The 16,374-nt window shown below is 44.4% G+C and carries 15 protein-coding genes; 11 read left to right on the top strand and 4 right to left on the bottom strand.

Features of this window, described 5'->3' with window-relative positions:
* Positions 1-16 precede the first annotated feature (16 nt).
* The 3 genes from fusA to leuS all read left to right on the top strand — a co-directional run bounded on the left by fusA (position 17) and on the right by leuS (position 5,356).
* Positions 17-2,122, top strand: coding sequence for an elongation factor G (gene fusA / locus NBH03_RS04275; RefSeq protein ID WP_117526921.1), 2,106 nt, complete (start codon positions 17-19; stop codon positions 2,120-2,122).
* Positions 2,123-2,332: 210 nt separating this feature from the next.
* Positions 2,333-2,863, top strand: coding sequence for a hypothetical protein (locus NBH03_RS04270; protein WP_227081130.1), 531 nt, complete (start codon positions 2,333-2,335; stop codon positions 2,861-2,863).
* A gap of 93 nt (positions 2,864-2,956) precedes the next feature.
* Positions 2,957-5,356, top strand: coding sequence for a leucine--tRNA ligase (leuS, locus tag NBH03_RS04265; protein ID WP_117526917.1), 2,400 nt, complete (start codon positions 2,957-2,959; stop codon positions 5,354-5,356).
* A gap of 124 nt (positions 5,357-5,480) precedes the next feature.
* Here leuS and NBH03_RS04260 read toward each other — a convergent pair whose 3' ends face one another.
* The gene (locus NBH03_RS04260; RefSeq protein ID WP_015514229.1) at positions 5,481-5,762 is read right to left on the bottom strand and encodes a hypothetical protein; all 282 of its coding nucleotides are present in this window, start codon (positions 5,760-5,762) and stop codon (positions 5,481-5,483) included.
* Positions 5,763-5,775: 13 nt separating this feature from the next.
* On the bottom strand, positions 5,776-6,300 hold the full coding sequence (locus NBH03_RS04255) for a hypothetical protein (protein ID WP_250797466.1): 525 nt from the start codon (positions 6,298-6,300) through the stop codon (positions 5,776-5,778).
* A 138-nt stretch (positions 6,301-6,438) separates the two neighbouring features.
* Here NBH03_RS04255 and NBH03_RS04250 point away from each other — a divergent pair, with 138 nt between their 5' ends.
* The gene (locus NBH03_RS04250; protein WP_015514228.1) at positions 6,439-6,621 is read left to right on the top strand and encodes a hypothetical protein; all 183 of its coding nucleotides are present in this window, start codon (positions 6,439-6,441) and stop codon (positions 6,619-6,621) included.
* A gap of 91 nt (positions 6,622-6,712) precedes the next feature.
* On the opposite strand, the gene NBH03_RS04245 is transcribed toward NBH03_RS04250, so the two are convergent.
* On the bottom strand, positions 6,713-6,949 hold the full coding sequence (locus NBH03_RS04245) for a hypothetical protein (RefSeq protein ID WP_015514227.1): 237 nt from the start codon (positions 6,947-6,949) through the stop codon (positions 6,713-6,715).
* Positions 6,950-7,024: 75 nt separating this feature from the next.
* Between NBH03_RS04245 and mnmM the strand changes: the two genes are divergently transcribed.
* The 5 genes from mnmM (at position 7,025) to NBH03_RS04220 (ending at position 11,890) form a co-directional block, all read left to right on the top strand.
* Positions 7,025-7,612: a tRNA 5-(aminomethyl)-2-thiouridylate-methyltransferase MnmM gene (gene mnmM / locus NBH03_RS04240; RefSeq protein ID WP_250797464.1), complete on the top strand. Its 588-nt coding sequence runs from the start codon at positions 7,025-7,027 to the stop codon at positions 7,610-7,612.
* A gap of 133 nt (positions 7,613-7,745) precedes the next feature.
* On the top strand, positions 7,746-7,979 hold the full coding sequence (locus NBH03_RS04235; protein WP_117526912.1) for a helix-turn-helix transcriptional regulator: 234 nt from the start codon (positions 7,746-7,748) through the stop codon (positions 7,977-7,979).
* 117 nt (positions 7,980-8,096) lie between these two features.
* The gene (locus NBH03_RS04230) at positions 8,097-9,005 is read left to right on the top strand and encodes a sugar phosphate nucleotidyltransferase (RefSeq protein WP_117540093.1); all 909 of its coding nucleotides are present in this window, start codon (positions 8,097-8,099) and stop codon (positions 9,003-9,005) included.
* 51 nt (positions 9,006-9,056) lie between these two features.
* Positions 9,057-10,802, top strand: coding sequence for a pyruvate kinase (pyk, locus tag NBH03_RS04225; protein WP_215689311.1), 1,746 nt, complete (start codon positions 9,057-9,059; stop codon positions 10,800-10,802).
* Positions 10,803-10,972: 170 nt separating this feature from the next.
* Positions 10,973-11,890 (top strand): S8 family peptidase, encoded by a 918-nt coding sequence (locus tag NBH03_RS04220; protein ID WP_250797459.1) that lies wholly within the window; start codon positions 10,973-10,975, stop codon positions 11,888-11,890.
* On the opposite strand, the gene NBH03_RS04215 is transcribed toward NBH03_RS04220, so the two are convergent.
* Positions 11,887-13,824 carry an ABC-F family ATP-binding cassette domain-containing protein gene (locus NBH03_RS04215; protein ID WP_250797453.1) on the bottom strand — a complete coding sequence of 646 codons (1,938 nt, stop codon included), beginning with the start codon at positions 13,822-13,824 and terminating at the stop codon, positions 11,887-11,889. The genes NBH03_RS04220 and NBH03_RS04215 overlap by 4 nt on opposite strands.
* 278 nt (positions 13,825-14,102) lie before the next feature.
* On the opposite strand from NBH03_RS04215, the gene NBH03_RS04210 reads away from it, so the two are divergent.
* Positions 14,103-14,765 (top strand): redox-sensing transcriptional repressor Rex, encoded by a 663-nt coding sequence (locus NBH03_RS04210; protein ID WP_208728615.1) that lies wholly within the window; start codon positions 14,103-14,105, stop codon positions 14,763-14,765.
* 81 nt (positions 14,766-14,846) lie between these two features.
* Positions 14,847-16,370: an NAD(P)H-hydrate dehydratase gene (locus tag NBH03_RS04205; RefSeq protein ID WP_250797451.1), complete on the top strand. Its 1,524-nt coding sequence runs from the start codon at positions 14,847-14,849 to the stop codon at positions 16,368-16,370.
* Positions 16,371-16,374 lie beyond the last annotated feature (4 nt).

Raw genomic sequence — 16,374 nt, 5'->3', positions numbered from 1 at the left:
TATTGGAGGACTGGACATGAAGGTTTATAAGACACAGGATATTCGTAACGTAGCAGTTCTGGGACACGGCGGCTGCGGAAAGACAACACTTGTTGAAGCAATGGCGAATGTAACAGGTGTTACATCACGTATGGGCAAAGTGGTTGATGGCAATACTATCAGCGATTATGATAAAGAAGAGATCAAGAGAAAGTTTTCAATCAGCACATCCATCGTTCCAATTGAATGGCGATTCTGGAAGATCAATCTTCTTGATACGCCGGGTTATCTCGATTTTGTTGGTGAAGTTGAAGAAGCATTATCCGTTGCAGACGGCGCGATCATCGTTATTTCCGGTAAAGCTGGTGTAGAAGCAGGCACAGAACGTGCATGGGAATTCTGTGAGAAGTATGATATTCCGAGAGTATTCTTTATAACAGATATTGATGATGACAATGCAGATTATGCGAAGATCGTAGAAGACCTTCGTGCATTATACGGCAAGAAGATTGCTCCTTTCCATCTGCCTGTCAAGGAAGACGGAAAGTTCACCGGCTATGTGAATGTTGTTAAGATGCTGGGACGCAAATGCACAGACGACGGCAATAAGTTCGAAGACATTGCGATAGAAGATATGCATCTGTCTGATGCACTTCAGGCAGAATTAGAACCTTGCCGCGAAGCACTCCTTGAGGCGGTTGCTGAGACAAGTGAAGAATTCATGGATCGTTATTTCGAAGGCGGCGAATTCACAATTGATGAGATTATCGATGCCCTCAGACAGAATGTCAATGACGGCAATGTTGTTCCGGTTCAGTGCGGTTCCGGCCTTTACAATATCAGCATTGAGAATCTCGTGAAGACATGTGTTGAATTCCTTCCGTCACCAATCCGTGATACAGTCAAGATTTTTGGTAAAGATCCTAGAACTGACAAGGAATACAATGTGGATTATGACTCCAGACGTCCATTCTCGGCCTATGTATTTAAGACCATCGTAGATCCTTTCATCGGTCGTTACTCATTAATTAAGGTATGCTCCGGTGAATTGAAAGCGGATTCCGTGATTTATAACTATGAACGTGAAACAGAAGAGAAGATGAACCGTCTCTATGTTCTTCGAGGCAAAGAAGCCATTGAAGTACCTGAACTCAAAGCCGGCGATATCGGTGCCATCGCCAAACTGACCAACACCGAAACCGGCGATACCCTTTCACTGAAGAGCGATCCGCTTGTTTTTGATAAGTTTGAACTCAGTGCCCCTTATACATACAAACGTTATGCAGCCAAGAACAAAGCCGATGTTGATAAGATTTCCCAGGCACTGCAGAAGATGATGGAAGAAGACTGTACATTGAAGACTTTTAATGACAAGGAAAACCGTCAGCTCCTGATGTACGGTATGGGTGATCAGCATCTGGATGTTGTTGTCAGCAAATTGGCAGCCAAGTACAAAGTGGAGATTACCCTCTCCAAACCGCGTGTACCATATCGCGAGACGATCCGCAAGAAAGTGGAAGTTCGTGAGAAATACAAGAAACAGTCCGGCGGTCACGGCCAATATGGTGATGTTGCTATGGAATTTGAGCCATCCGGCGATCTTGAGACCCCTTATGTATTCGCAGAACGCGTTGTCGGCGGTGCTGTACCGAAGAATTACTTCCCTGCAGTTGAGAAGGGTATTCAGGAATCCATTGGTAAAGGCCCTATGGCCGGTTATCCGGTTGTCGGGGTGAAAGCCACATTATTTGATGGTTCCTATCATCCGGTTGACTCCTCAGAAATGGCCTTCAAGACAGCTGCAAGACAGGCCTTCAAGTCTGCCTTCATGAAAGCAACACCGGTTCTTCTTGAACCAATCGCTTCATTGAGCGTTGTTGTTCCTGACAGTTACACAGGTGATATTATGGGCGATCTGAACAAACGAAGAGGCCGTGTCCTTGGTATGAACCCTGTCGGCAACGGCAAGACAGAAGTTGTTGCAGATATTCCATTATCCGAATTATACGGCTACTCCACCAATCTTCGTTCTATGACAGGCGGCAGAGGTGTTTATTCTTACATGTTTGACCGCTATGAACAGGCACCATCAGATGTTCAGGAACGTGTCATTGCAGAGAATGCCAACGAAGCAGAAGAGTAATCATTCAATTTGATATCAGACATTTTCGGAAAGGCAGTCCACATATCTGGGCTGCTTTTCTTATATGATCAAATTTTTTATTTCTTTCTATGACAACTAAATGCATTGTATGCCGGAATGGGCAGCTACTTGTAATGTTACCCAACATATGTTACAATTATTTGGATTGTTCGACTCAGACAATCAACAAAAAGGGAGGTTGTTTCTCATATGAAACCATTTGAAATACACAGTGATCACGATCCCGAAACATGGCTCCGCCTGTGGGACAGCAAAATTGTAGAATTTACTTCTAAGAACAAGGGTGCCTACAGTGGTGAGCGATGCTTTTTCGGTACGCATGAGAAGAATCAGCTGATGGTCTTTTTCCACAGCGATTATGATACCGTCTATCTGTCAACACGTTTTATGGGAACTATTGAACCGGATGGTACAGGCAGTAAGATCAGCGGCGTCATCGGTAAGATGAAATCCGCCATTTTCTTTCTCTGGTTTATGGTTGCAGCAATGGGTATCGGCGGCATCGTCATGTTGTCGCAGCATTTATGGCAGCAGGCAATCTTGCTCTTTGCACTGGCCATTATTGCTTTCTTCTGCGCGAAGATCACACCGAAGGACTCTATTGTACGACTGGAGAAGCTTTTGAACCTTATCTCCACACTTCCGGCTGAAACTCTTCAGCCAGAGAACACCGATCTGTCTTCCGAAGAAGCAGAGAACACAGCCGGTGAAACTGAATAGTTACCATTGACTTTCAATTACATTATGATAGAATTAAAAATAGTTTAACTATTATGGGATATTTTCCCTTTAAGGAGGAACATACAAAGCGTTATGAAGTACGATTTCGCGAAAATTGAATCAAAATGGCAGAAGAAATGGGCCGATGCTGACCTCTTTGCTGCCAAAGACAACAGTGACAAGCCGAAGTTCTACGGACTTGTAGAATTTCCTTACCCTAGTGGTGCCGGCATGCATGTCGGCCATATCAAGGCTTATTCAGGTCTTGAAGTTGTATCCCGTAAGCGTCGTATGCAGGGATATAATGTTCTTTTCCCAATCGGTTTCGATGCATTCGGCCTTCCGGCAGAGAACTACGCCATCAAGACTAATACACATCCAAGAATTGTTACCGATCAGAACATTGAACGTTTTTCCAATCAGATGAAGCGTATGGGCTTCTCCTTTGACTGGGATCGTGTTATTGATACAACTCAGGAAGACTACTACAAGTGGACACAGTGGATTTTCCTGAAGCTTTTTGAAAAAGGTCTCGCTTACCGAGACAAGACTCTGGTTAACTACTGTCCATCCTGTAAAGTTGTCCTTTCCAATGAAGACAGCCAGGGCGGCAAATGTGATATCTGCCACAGTGATGTTATCCAGAAATCTAAGGAAGTATGGTATCTTCGTATTACGAAATATGCAGATAAACTGCTTGAAGGCTTGAACGAAGTCGATTACCCTGACAATATCAAGCAGCAGCAGCAGCACTGGATCGGCAAGTCCACAGGTGCATTTGTGAACTTCAAGCTGGATAATGAACAGGAGAGTCTCCGCGTTTATACAACACGCCCGGATACACTTTTCGGAGTGACATTTATGGTTATCGCACCGGAACACCCTCTGATCGACAAGTATGCTGATCAGATCAGGAATATGGATCAGATTGAAGCTTACCGTGAAGAATGCGCGAAGAAGAGCGAATTTGAACGTATCGAGATTAATAAAGACAAAACTGGGGTCAAGATTGACGGCCTTATGGCAGTTAACCCTGTCAGCGGCAAGAAAGTGCCGTTATTCATTGCAGATTATGTTATGATGGGTTATGGTACAGGTGCTATCATGGCTGTTCCTGCCCATGACCAGCGTGACTATGATTTCGCCAAGAAATTTGGTGAAGAGATCATCCCTGTTATCAAAGGCGGCGATATTGACACAGAAGCATATACCGGCGATGGTGAGATGATCAACTCTGATTTCTTAAATGGCTATACCAACAAGAAGGATTCTATTGAGAAGATGATCGAAGTCCTTGAAGAAAAGGGTATCGGCGAGAAGGGTGTTCAGTACAAGATGAAAGACTGGGCCTTCAACCGTCAGAGATACTGGGGTGAACCGATTCCGATTGTTCACTGTCCGAAATGCGGTATGGTAGGTGTACCATACGAAGAGTTACCGCTTCGTCTGCCGAAGGTAGAGCATTTCCAGCCTGGTGAAGACGGTGAATCTCCACTGGCCAAGATTGACAGTTTTGTGAACTGCAAGTGTCCGAAGTGCGGCGGGGATGCCAAACGTGAGACAGATACAATGCCTCAGTGGGCCGGTTCTTCATGGTATTTCCTGCGTTATATCGATCCTCACAACACAGAAGCACTGGCAGATCCGAAGAAGCTGAAATACTGGATGCCTGTTGACTGGTACAACGGCGGTATGGAACATGTTACAAGACATATGATCTATTCCCGTTTCTGGCATCGTTTCCTGTATGATATCGGTGTTGTCAACACACCTGAACCATACGCAAAACGTTCCGCACAGGGCCTGATCCTCGGACCTGACGGTACCAAGATGAGCAAATCCAAAGGCAACGTTGTGGATCCTCTGGATGTTGCAGACAAATACGGTGCAGATACACTCCGTACTTACATCCTCTTCATGGGTGATTACGGCGCCTCTACACCTTGGAATGAAAACTCTGTCCGCGGCTGCAAGCGTTTCCTTGACCGTGTTTATCGTATCTTTGAGAAGGTTACGGACGAGAATCTCCACAGCCTTGACAATCCGCTCCACAAGGCCATCAAGAAGGTCAGCGACGACATTGAAGATATGAAGTACAACACAGCCATCGCTACACTGATGGCACTGCTGAACGATTTCGAATCTGCGACGACGGTTGGCAAAGAGCAGTATGTCACATTCCTGAAGCTGCTTTCACCATTCGCACCGCATATCACAGAGGAACTCTGGGAGATGCTTGGCGGCGAAGGTTTCCTGTCCGTTTCCGAATGGCCGGTTTATGATGAATCCAAGATGGTAGACGAAACAGTCGAAATCGGTGTTCAGGTCAACGGTAAGCCAAAGGATGCAGTTGAACTCTCATTAGATGATGATGAAGAAACAGCCGTAGCCAAAGCCATGGCACTGCCTAAGATTGCCAACATCACCGCAGGCAAGAACATTGTCAAAGTTATCTATAAACCAGGCAAGATTCTGAACCTGATCGTGAAATAAACAACCGCTAGTGTAGTTCTAATATATAGGACTTAAAATAAGCGTCTAAATTGTATTGCTTATTTTAAGTCCTATTTTCTTGTCGATCGAACTATTTCAAAATCTTTCGAGCTGCACCAGCCTTTTAAAGCCACGTCGGCAGATTCATCAGGCTCCTCAGCTTATTGAATTGCTTCATTTCCTCCTCAGACATATCTTTTTTCATTACATCAAAGATCAATTTTATCTCATCATTGGTAAACGCAAGCCCCATGGCTGTCAGATGTTTATTCGCCTCAATAATAGATGGAATCATTTCTGAAAAACTTTTCCCCTCAGACTGATTTATCAGCGCCATAAGCACTGATAATTTTCGGATATCAATTTTTCTGACGGCCGGATGACTGGCCCAATCTACTCGTGTCATACTGCTGCCTCCTTTATGTATTCTGCTGTCCATTCATATGACGGATCAGCTGGATCTGCTCTGGTGTGAGCATTGACTGCATTTTCCTGAGATAATCAGTGTCGCTGGCAGAGCAGGTATTGCCATCCCTATTCGTTGACTCACCGCTGTCTGCGCCTGACGCGGATGCCATCATAGATGCCATGGCTGAAAGATCCCCGGATCCGGAAAAATTTCTGTACATATCATACATTTTTGCCATATTCATCATATTCAGACAACGGTCCAGCTGCTCTTTTTCCTTTGCCCCGCAATACTTTCTCAAATCCCGGATAACTTCTTCCGGCGGAATTGCGCGGTTGTTCACACCGCAGGCACTGACACCTCCCTGATCTAAATACTGCATCATATGCCGCAGTTCTATGGATTTTGCCATAACCGCCATCATTCTCCCAATGGATGGATTGACATAGGCCATTGCCGCTTTCAATATCTGGGCTGTTGAATCATAGGCAGCTGTATCTGCTTCTGTCAAAGGAATTTTTTCTGTATCTATCACAGACCACTCCCAGGCAAATGAATTCTTTATATTCTATGATCACTTCATCTGAAATATGCCTGCTGTACAGATATGTCTGACAGGAAACCCTTCCCAATCATATATTGTATTAGAACAGAAAAAGGAGTATGATATCAGATGGACAAACAAAAATCCGTATCCGGGTATCCTTTTCACAATGAGGAAACGTCTATGCATCCGCATTCCAAAATTATCCGACAGGACAGCGAAACTTTCATTGTTGAAGATGAGAACACGATTTACGAAATAGATAAACACTGCGCCGCCAGGCACGGATATCTGCCGCAGCAAAGGAACTGAGGCATATTTCCACACCTGCATAAAAAGATCATTGGTTATACAAAAGAGGCCCCAAAAGGGCCCCTTGAAACAGGTCATCCGGCTTTAATTTTTAGTTATTGCAGCAGCAGCAGAGAAGAATCAGAATCCAGATCCAGTTATTATTGCCGCATCCGCAGCTGTCATTACCGCAGCCTCCGCAGCCACAGCCATTGCTGCCGTTGCAGCAGCAAAGAAGAATCAGGATCCAGATCCAGTTATTGCCGCCTCCGCAGCCATTTCCGTTATTATTTGTTAACCCGTTGCAGCCGCAGTCATTGCAGCATCCTGTTGCAGCTAAATCACTCATGATTTTAGCCTCCACATCCATGTTTGATATATCTTATGGGGCAAAGATTGTCCCCGTTCCTAAGGAGTACATAAAATGTTTGAAATAACCCGTTTAAAAATGATTGACATCATCCATCAGTGCATGGATGAACAGATCCGTCCCGGTGATACCGTCTGCGACTGCACCATGGGCAACGGACATGATACCGCGTATATGTGCCGTCTTACCGGAGATACAGGCACTGTTTACAGCTTCGACATTCAGCCGGAAGCACTTTCACGAACAGAGGCGCTTCTGGCAGAAGAACACCTGCTGACTCCGGCCCGCCTGATCCTTGATTCCCACAGCCATTTAAAACAGTATATTGATCATCCAATCCGATTTTTTGTCTTTAATCTCGGTTACCTGCCGGATGGTGATCCCACCGTTATAACAAAAGGTACCTCGACACTGGAAGCAATTGAAGCTGCACTTTCCATAACGGAGACAGATGGCGGCGGTGCTGTTTTATCTTATTACGGCCATCCCGGCGGTGCAGAAGAGAAAGCGGCTGTAGAAGAATTTCTCCACAATCTGCCTCCAAAATACTTTTCGGTCATGAAGATTGATTCTTTTAATCGAAAAAACACGCCTCCTGTTTTATATTTGATTAAAAAGCTGAAAGACAATAGGAAAATTTAATAGAATACTTATTTTATTTCGACATGTTTTTTATTCCTTCTGTGATAGAATAGGTTTACCGCAAAATCCATGGATGAGGTGACTTCAATCAAAGGACAACAACAGAAAGAATGAAGATGAGGGAGGAAACGCAATGATTATTGACAGTCAAATGACAGAACTGGGCTATTCATTGAAATCATATCGTGTCAGAAATAATATTACACAGCAGGAGCTGGCAGATCGTCTCGGCGTAAGTACCAATACAATCCATTTATGGGAAACAAAAGTATGCAAACCGTCAATGGGATCACTGCTGATTCTATCTGATATGCTAAATGAACCACTGATAAACATCATAGAAAAGGCGAATCGTAGTTATTATTGAACAGAATTGAAAAATTTTTCACAAAGTAGGTGAATTTTCAGATTTGTTATGATAAAATAGCTCTGAAGATATTTAGTCGCAGTATTGGAAAGACTAATACAGGGAGGGAACTGACAAATGAAGAAACCTGTACTTGTAATTATGGCAGCCGGCATGGGCAGCCGTTATGGCGGGTTGAAACAGATTGACCCCATCGATTCCGATGGACATATCATCATTGATTTTTCCATTTATGATGCTGTCCGCGCAGGCTTCGAAAAGGTGATCTTTATTATTAAACGAGAAAACGAACAGATTTTCCGTGAGACCATCGGCAAAAGAGCAGAGGGACTTATGGAAGTTGCTTATGTTTTTCAGGAACTTGAGAATATTCCTGATGGATTTACGGTGCCTGAAGGCCGCATAAAACCATGGGGAACCGGGCATGCTGTTCTCAGCTGTATCGATATCCTGGATGGCCCGTTTGCCGTTATTAACGCAGACGACTATTATGGTCCGGAAGCCTTCAAGATGATCTATGATTATCTGACAACCCATGAAGATGACAGCCGCTACAGATACACAATGGTCGGCTATCGACTTGGCAATACATTAACGGAGAACGGACATGTTTCCCGTGGTGTCTGCACCGTTGATTCAAAAGGTTATCTGACTGGCATCTGTGAGCGCACCTATATCGTTATGACACCGGATGGTGCTGCCTATTCCGAGGATGACGGACAGACACTGATTCCGATTTCACCGGATGAACGCGTATCGATGAATATGTGGGGCTTTTCTGCCAGCTTCATGGCAGAGCTTAAAAAACAGTTTTCAGATTTCCTCACCAATGAAATGCCGAAGAATCCGCTTAAGGCAGAATACTTCCTGCCATCCGTTGTAAGCAGCCTCCTTGCTGACAATAAAGCAACGGTGCAGGTTCTGCACTCCAATGACAAATGGTACGGCGTCACCTATAAAGAAGACAAAGCAACTGTTGTTGCCGCTATTGCCGCTTTAAAACAGCGCGGCATCTATCAGATGTAAATCTACATGTTTTTACTAAATCGAATGACAACAAAAGGAGAAAAAATGGTAATGAGAAAAACAAAAATCGTATGTACACTCGGTCCTGCAACAAATAATGAAGAAAAAATCAGACAGCTCATGTTGAACGGCATGGATGTTGCACGTATGAATTTTTCCCATGGTGATCATGCATCCCATCTTGCAACACTGAATATTATCAAGAAAGTCAGAGAAGAACTGAATCTTCCTGTTGCAGCCCTGCTTGACACAAAGGGTCCTGAAATCCGTGTCTGCAAGTTTAAAAATGACAGAATTGAACTGCATACAGGCGATACATTCACACTGACAACAAGAGATATTGAAGGTACACAGGATATCGTCAGCATCACCTACAAGAATCTGATCAACGACGTACAGGTTGGCGGCAGAATTCTGATCGATGATGGTCTCATTGAATTATCTGTTATCAAGAAAACAGATACAGATATCATCTGCCGCGCATTAAACAACGGTGCTGTATCCAACAACAAAGGCGTCAATGTACCTGACTGCCATCTGACAATGCCTTATATCAGCCAGAAAGACTATGATGATATCGTTTTTGCAGTAGAAAACGATTATGATTTCATTGCAGCATCCTTCGTAAGAAACGCGCAGGACGTTCTTGATATCCGCAAGATTCTCGAGGATCATAACGGAACAGATATCAAGATCATCTCCAAGATTGAGAATATGCAGGGTGTTCAGAACATTGATGAGATTATCCGTGTATCAGATGGTATCATGGTAGCTCGTGGTGATATGGGTGTTGAAATTCCATTTGAGGATGTACCTGTACTGCAGAAGATGATCATCAAGAAAGTTTACGAAGCCGGCAAAGTTGTTATCACAGCTACACAGATGCTTGATTCCATGATGAAGAACCCTCGCCCGACGCGTGCAGAAGCCACAGACGTTGCCAATGCCATCTATGACGGTACAAGTGCCATCATGCTTTCCGGCGAAACAGCTGCAGGTCTTTATCCGATCGAAGCCGTTCAGACAATGGTGAAGATTGCTGAAAGTACAGAAGCTTCCATCAACTACCGCAAGCGTTTTAAAGAGAGAACAACACTTGTAAACCCTGATATCACAAATGCCATTTCCCATGCCTGCTGTACAACAGCAATGGATTTGAATGCATCTGCCATCATCAGTGTTACGAAATCCGGCTTCACCGCACGCATGGTTTCCAAGTATCGTCCGGAATGTGCTGTTGTTGCTTGTGTCATGAATAAAAAGGCTTATCGTCAGCTGAACCTTTCCTGGGGTGTAACACCGATCATGATGTGCCAGCTTGAGGAGAACACAGATCAGCTCTTTGACCTGGCCGTTGATACTGCTGAGAAAACAGGCATTGTTCAGCAGGGTGAAGTTGTTGTTATCACAGCCGGTGTACCTCTTGGTGTTTCCGGTACAACAAACCTTATCAAAGTCCATGTTGTCGGCCATGTCCTGATGAAGGGCAAGAGCATCAACGACAAGGTTGTTTCTGGCAATCTCTGTGTATGCAAGACAGCCAGCGAACTGCTCCATAACTACAAACCGGGTGATATCATTGTTATTGAAGAAACCAATAATGAGATGATGCCGCAACTTCGTACAGCATCTGCCCTCATTGTTGAAAAAGGCGGTCTTTCATCCCATGCAGCAGTCGTAGGCATGAGCCTTGATATTCCAGTTCTTCTTGAAGCTAAGAATGCAACAGAAATCCTGAAACAGGGCGCTTTCGTAACTGTGGACAGTAAGAAAGGCATTGTTTACGCAAACAAATAACAGACGGTTTTGATCCTCTGTAGCTGCTGCAGATCCGTCACATAACCATACAGACAAAAAATAATCCTGCAATCGGCCTTGGTGCTGCCTGCAGGATTATTTTTTGTCTACTTTTTCAGCTTTATGAATATGATAAATAAACGGTTCTTTCTATCTAAAAGGGGTTCATATTGAATATCGTTCGACAGCGTACAGGCACCGATTCCGCATATAAACAAAATCTCTATGGTTCCGGTATTGGCATTGCTGTTTTAGACAGCGGTATCTATCCCCATCCGGATTTTATGAATCATGGCAGCCGCATTACGGCATTCCGTGATTTTGTCAACCATCGCCAGACACCTTATGATGACAATGGACACGGTACGCATATTGCCGGAATTATCGCTGGCAGCGGCTATTTATCTGAAGGGAAATATATGGGCATGGCTCCCAGGGCCCATCTGATCATCCTGAAAATTCTGGATAGTAAAGGAAACGGCACCGCTGAAACCGTCTGTCGTGCCATTGAATGGACCGTCAGAAACCGTTCCCGTTTTCACATTCACATCCTGAATATCTCCATTGGTGCCAAAGCCGGAGAGGAGACAACAGAGAGCCGAATGCTCATAGATGCCGCCGAATATGCCTGGGACAGAGGACTGACTGTCGTTGCGGCAGCCGGCAATAACGGTCCGGCCTCCGGAAGTGTCACATCCCCCGGAACAAGCAAAAAGATTATTACCGTCGGTGCCACGCATGAAATTACGGTCCCGGAACACCCCTCAAGCAGCTGTCTCTTTTCCGGAAGGGGACCAACGCGTACCTGCATCTGTAAACCTGAAATTCTCGCTCCTGGTTTCAGAATCTGCTCCTGCGGTCATCTGCCTGCTCATCCTTATGCCATCCGCAGCGGCACTTCCATGGCCTCCCCGGTTGTCAGCGGAGGAATCGCCCTGATACTTAATAAATATCCGGATTTAACAAACAAAGAGGTCAAGCGCTGTCTTTTAAAAAGCGCCCGACCTCTGAATTACCCAAAATCCTATCAGGGCTGGGGATTCTTTCACATCCCGGAATGTCTGGACGGCAGGTGCGGCAGTCATTAATCCAGGCTGTCATCGTCGCCCTCCAGCTCTTCCCATAATTCCATTAATGTCAGCTGTTCTTCATCCAAAGCTTCTTTTTCTTTGTTGATCTCCATAAGACGGCTGACATTGGTATAAACATCTTCCTGAACAAGGAGTTCATCCAGTTCCTTTAATCTGGCATCAATGGCATCGATCCGCTCCATTGTTTTCTTCAGCTGGTTCTTACGTTTTCTTTCCTTTGCCTGCAGTTCTTTCTGCTGTTTATAGTCCATTTTGGCTGTACTGACAGTCTCCGTCGTCACTGTCTCTGAGGCAACGGATTCACCGGAAGACTCTGTTGCAGAGGGATTCAGCTGTTTCTCAACATAATAATCATAATTGCCGTTATAATTCGCCAGACCGTTTTCCGACAATTCCAGAATTCTTGTTGCAACCTGGTTGATAAAATATCGGTCATGCGAAACAAAAAGAACTGTACCGCTGTAGGAGCGCAGTGCATTCTCAAGAATCTCTCTGGACATAATATCCAAATGGTTAGTTGGTTCATCGAGAATCAGAAGATTGGCATCAGAGAGCATCAGCTTGGCCAGAGAAACACGCCCGCGTTCACCGCCGCTCAAGTCACGGATATATTTAAATACATCGTCGCCTGTAAAAAGAAACGCCGCCAATACATTACGAATACGGGTATGGGTCATAGACGGCCATGTATCGGAAATCTCATCAAAAATCGTCTTATTCATATCCAGAACCTGATGTTCCTGATCATAATAACCAATATGGACATTACTGCCCAAATGGACAAGACCTTTATCAGCAGGAATAACCTGATTGATAATCTTCAGGATCGTTGTCTTGCCGGTGCCATTATCCCCGATCAGTGCCACCTTTTCTGAACGTTTAATATCAATATCGATATTAGAGAAAAGACGCTGCTCCCCAAAGGCTTTGCTCAGGCCTTCAATGTGAAGCACATCATTACCGCTCTGCACATCCGGTATCAGGGACAAATGCATATAGGCATTGACTTCCTGAGGCTTTTCAAGACGTTCGGTCTTCTCAAGCATCTTCTCGCGACTCTCGGCACGTTTAATGGATTTCTCGCGATTAAAGGATTTCAGCTTGGCGATTACTTCCTCCTGATGTTTAATTTCCTGCTGCTGATTCATCCAGGCCTTCAATTCAGCATCCCGGATCTGTGCTTTCTTCTCCGCAAAAGCAGAGTAGTTGCCGCTGTACATTCTCGCCTTATGGTTCTCAATCTCAACAACCTTGGTAACAATACGATCCAGAAAATACCGGTCATGGGCAACAATGATCACAGCACCCTTATAATTCTGCAAAAATGTCTCCAACCAGGCAATCGCCTTCATATCCAAATGATTCGTCGGTTCATCCAGCAGAATAATATCCGGTTTCGTCAAAAGCAGACATCCCAGGGAAATTCGCGTTTTCTGTCCTCCCGAGAGAGAAGATACCTTCTTATTAAAATCCTCCTCAGTAAAACCCAGTCCCTTTAATACGCCGGTCACTTCACTCTGAAGGGCATATCCATTTTCCTGCTCAAAGGCATGGTTCAGGCGATCATAGGCTGCATACATCTCTGGCAGTTTATCCTCATCTGCATGCTTCATATCCAATTCAAGCTGACGGAGCTTGTCATAAATCCGCACAACATTCTCACGGACCTTCATCATTTCCTCATAAATTGTTGCCTCTGAATGGATATCCTGATGCTGGGCCAGGTAACCAATGGTCTTACCTCTGCTGATAATCACTTCACCGGAATCCGGTGTCAGTTCGCCCATAATAATCTTCAGCAACGTGGATTTTCCGGCACCATTAATGCCGACAATGGCTGTTTTCTCATGTTCTTCTATATGGAATGAAATCTTGTCAAGAATAACCTCTGTTCCAAAGGCCAGACTAATCTGCTGGCAAGATAGTATCATATGAAACTCCTCCTGTTTTTAAACTTTACTTTTCATTATAACGTTTCATGGAAATTGTTTCAAGCTTTGAATTAAACAATACGGAATACGTTTATTACATTTATTCATACGTTTATAATAAAACATTGATTGACAATAAAATATCATTCCGTTATAATAAACATGTATAGCATCGACTATTGTGAATTTATTATCAGATTTTTTGTACATATCTCTATCTGTATAAATGGTTAGAATGAAGATACGTATACGAAATATAGAAAACAGGAGTGATTGAAATGTCAGAAAGAGGTATATCATCAGCAGTAATCCGTAGATTACCACGATATTACAGATATTTGGGCGAATTACTAGAGAATAATGTTGTTAGAATTTCGTCAAAGGAATTAAGTATCCGAATGAAAGTGACGGCTTCACAGATCCGCCAGGATCTTAACAATTTCGGTGGATTCGGGCAGCAGGGCTACGGTTATAACGTCGAATATCTCTTCGAAGAAATCGGGAAGATTCTCGGATTGAACACAATCCAGAATATGATCATTATCGGTGCCGGCAATCTTGGTCAGGCATTAGCTAACTATGACTTTGACCGTATCGGTTTTAAGGTTATCGGTATTTTTGATGCCAACCCACGTCTTGAAGGTCTCGCTGTACATGGCATAGAGATCAAAATGGTGGACGAGCTGGAAGAATTTATCAAGACCCATGAGATTCACGTTGCAACGCTGACCGTTCCGAAGAAGAATGCGCGTACGCTCGCCAGCCAGCTGGAAGAATGGGGTATCCGCGCAATCTGGAACTTTGCGCCAACAGATCTGCATGTGTCAGATGACGTCTGTGTGAAGAATGTCCATCTTGACGAGAGTCTGATGACATTATCTTATAACTTCCGCAACCGCGGCAAAGAGAAATACAGCTATCATTCCTATATGGATGATTAATGAACTGGATACTGATTTTTTAGCTGAAGCGTCAATGGTTGGCTCTTCAGCTAATTTTCTGTTTAAAAGGAGATAAGCACTATGGAATATCTTGTCACAGGCAGACAGGCCAAAGCCATTGATACGTATACAATTGAACACACCGGCATTCCATCTCTTGTCCTTATGGAACGGGCTTCCCTGACCATTGCTGAAGAGACTGCACAAGTGGCTGCACAACTGAAGCTTCCTGCCGTCCGGATCGCAGCTGTATGTGGCAGCGGCAACAATGGCGGTGACGGCATCGCTGCCGCCCGAATTCTTCACAGCAGAGGATATGATGTCACGATTTTCTTCGCAGGCCGAAGAGAAAAGATGTCACCGGATTGTCAGAAACAGTTGTCTATTGCCGAGAATTTGTCAGTCCCGATCAGCAATGACACGGACCTTGACGCATATAATATAATCATCGATGCCATCTTTGGTATCGGCCTTGACCGTCCTGTGACAGGCACTTATAAGGACTGGATCACCGCCGTCAACAGTGCATCCGAAAACGGCAGCAAAGTCATTGCTGTAGATACCCCCTCCGGTATCCATACCGACAGTGGTCAGATCATGGGAACCGCTGTCCATGCAGACAGAACCGTCACCTTCGGCTATATCAAAAAGGGACTTGTTCTTTATCCCGGTGCATCCTGTGCCGGCAAAGTCATCTGCCGGGATATCGGTTTTGATCCGGCAGCTGCAAAAACCATAGGTCTGCAATACATCACCTATACCAAAGAAGATTACAAACGACTTCCAAAACGATATGCAGACTCTCACAAAGGAACTTACGGTCATGTGCTGGTTATCGCAGGCAGCAAGAATATGGCGGGCGCTGCTTATTTTTCCGCACTTGCTGCATACAGAATGGGGGCAGGGCTTGTCACACTTTATACTCCGGAGAGTAATCGCTGTATTCTTCAGCAGCTTTTGCCTGAAGCTGTTTTGAAAACTTATCCTGATACAGCCCCTGACCTTTCAGCGCTTTCCGATCAGCTGAACAATTATCAGGCCATTATACTTGGACCGGGGCTTGGTCAAAATGCTGCTTCCGAAAATATTGTCAGAACAGTAACAGCCTCGGATATCAAGATTCCTCTGATCATTGATGCTGACGGACTGAATATCCTGTCAAAAAACATGGAGTGGCTGTCAAAATCCACGGTTCCAACGGTCATTACGCCTCATATGAAGGAACTTTCACGATTAACTGGCCATAATATCCAATATCTTAAAGAAAATCTGGTACAAGTTTGTGAAACATTTACGCGTGAATATGGTGTAATATGTATTGCGAAAGATACAAGAACAATGATTATTGATAATTCCGAAACAATATATATCAATTTATCAGGCAATAATGGCATGGCAACAGGCGGAAGCGGTGATATTCTTACAGGAATCATTGCCGGGCTTTGTGCCCAGCACATGCCATTATCCGAAGCCGCCCGTCTGGGTGTCTATCTTCATGGATGCGCGGGAGATACGGCAGCTTTCAACAAAGGATTTCATTCAATGACAGCTTCTGATGTTTTAAATGCTATCCCCGAATTATTGAAAGAGATCACTTTAGACTAAAAAG

This window comes from Coprococcus intestinalis (assembly GCF_023656595.1).
GTDB lineage: Bacteria > Bacillota > Clostridia > Lachnospirales > Lachnospiraceae > Coprococcus_A > Coprococcus_A intestinihominis.
Note: the sequence above shows the minus strand (reverse complement) of the source record. Positions and strands in the feature narration are given on the sequence as shown.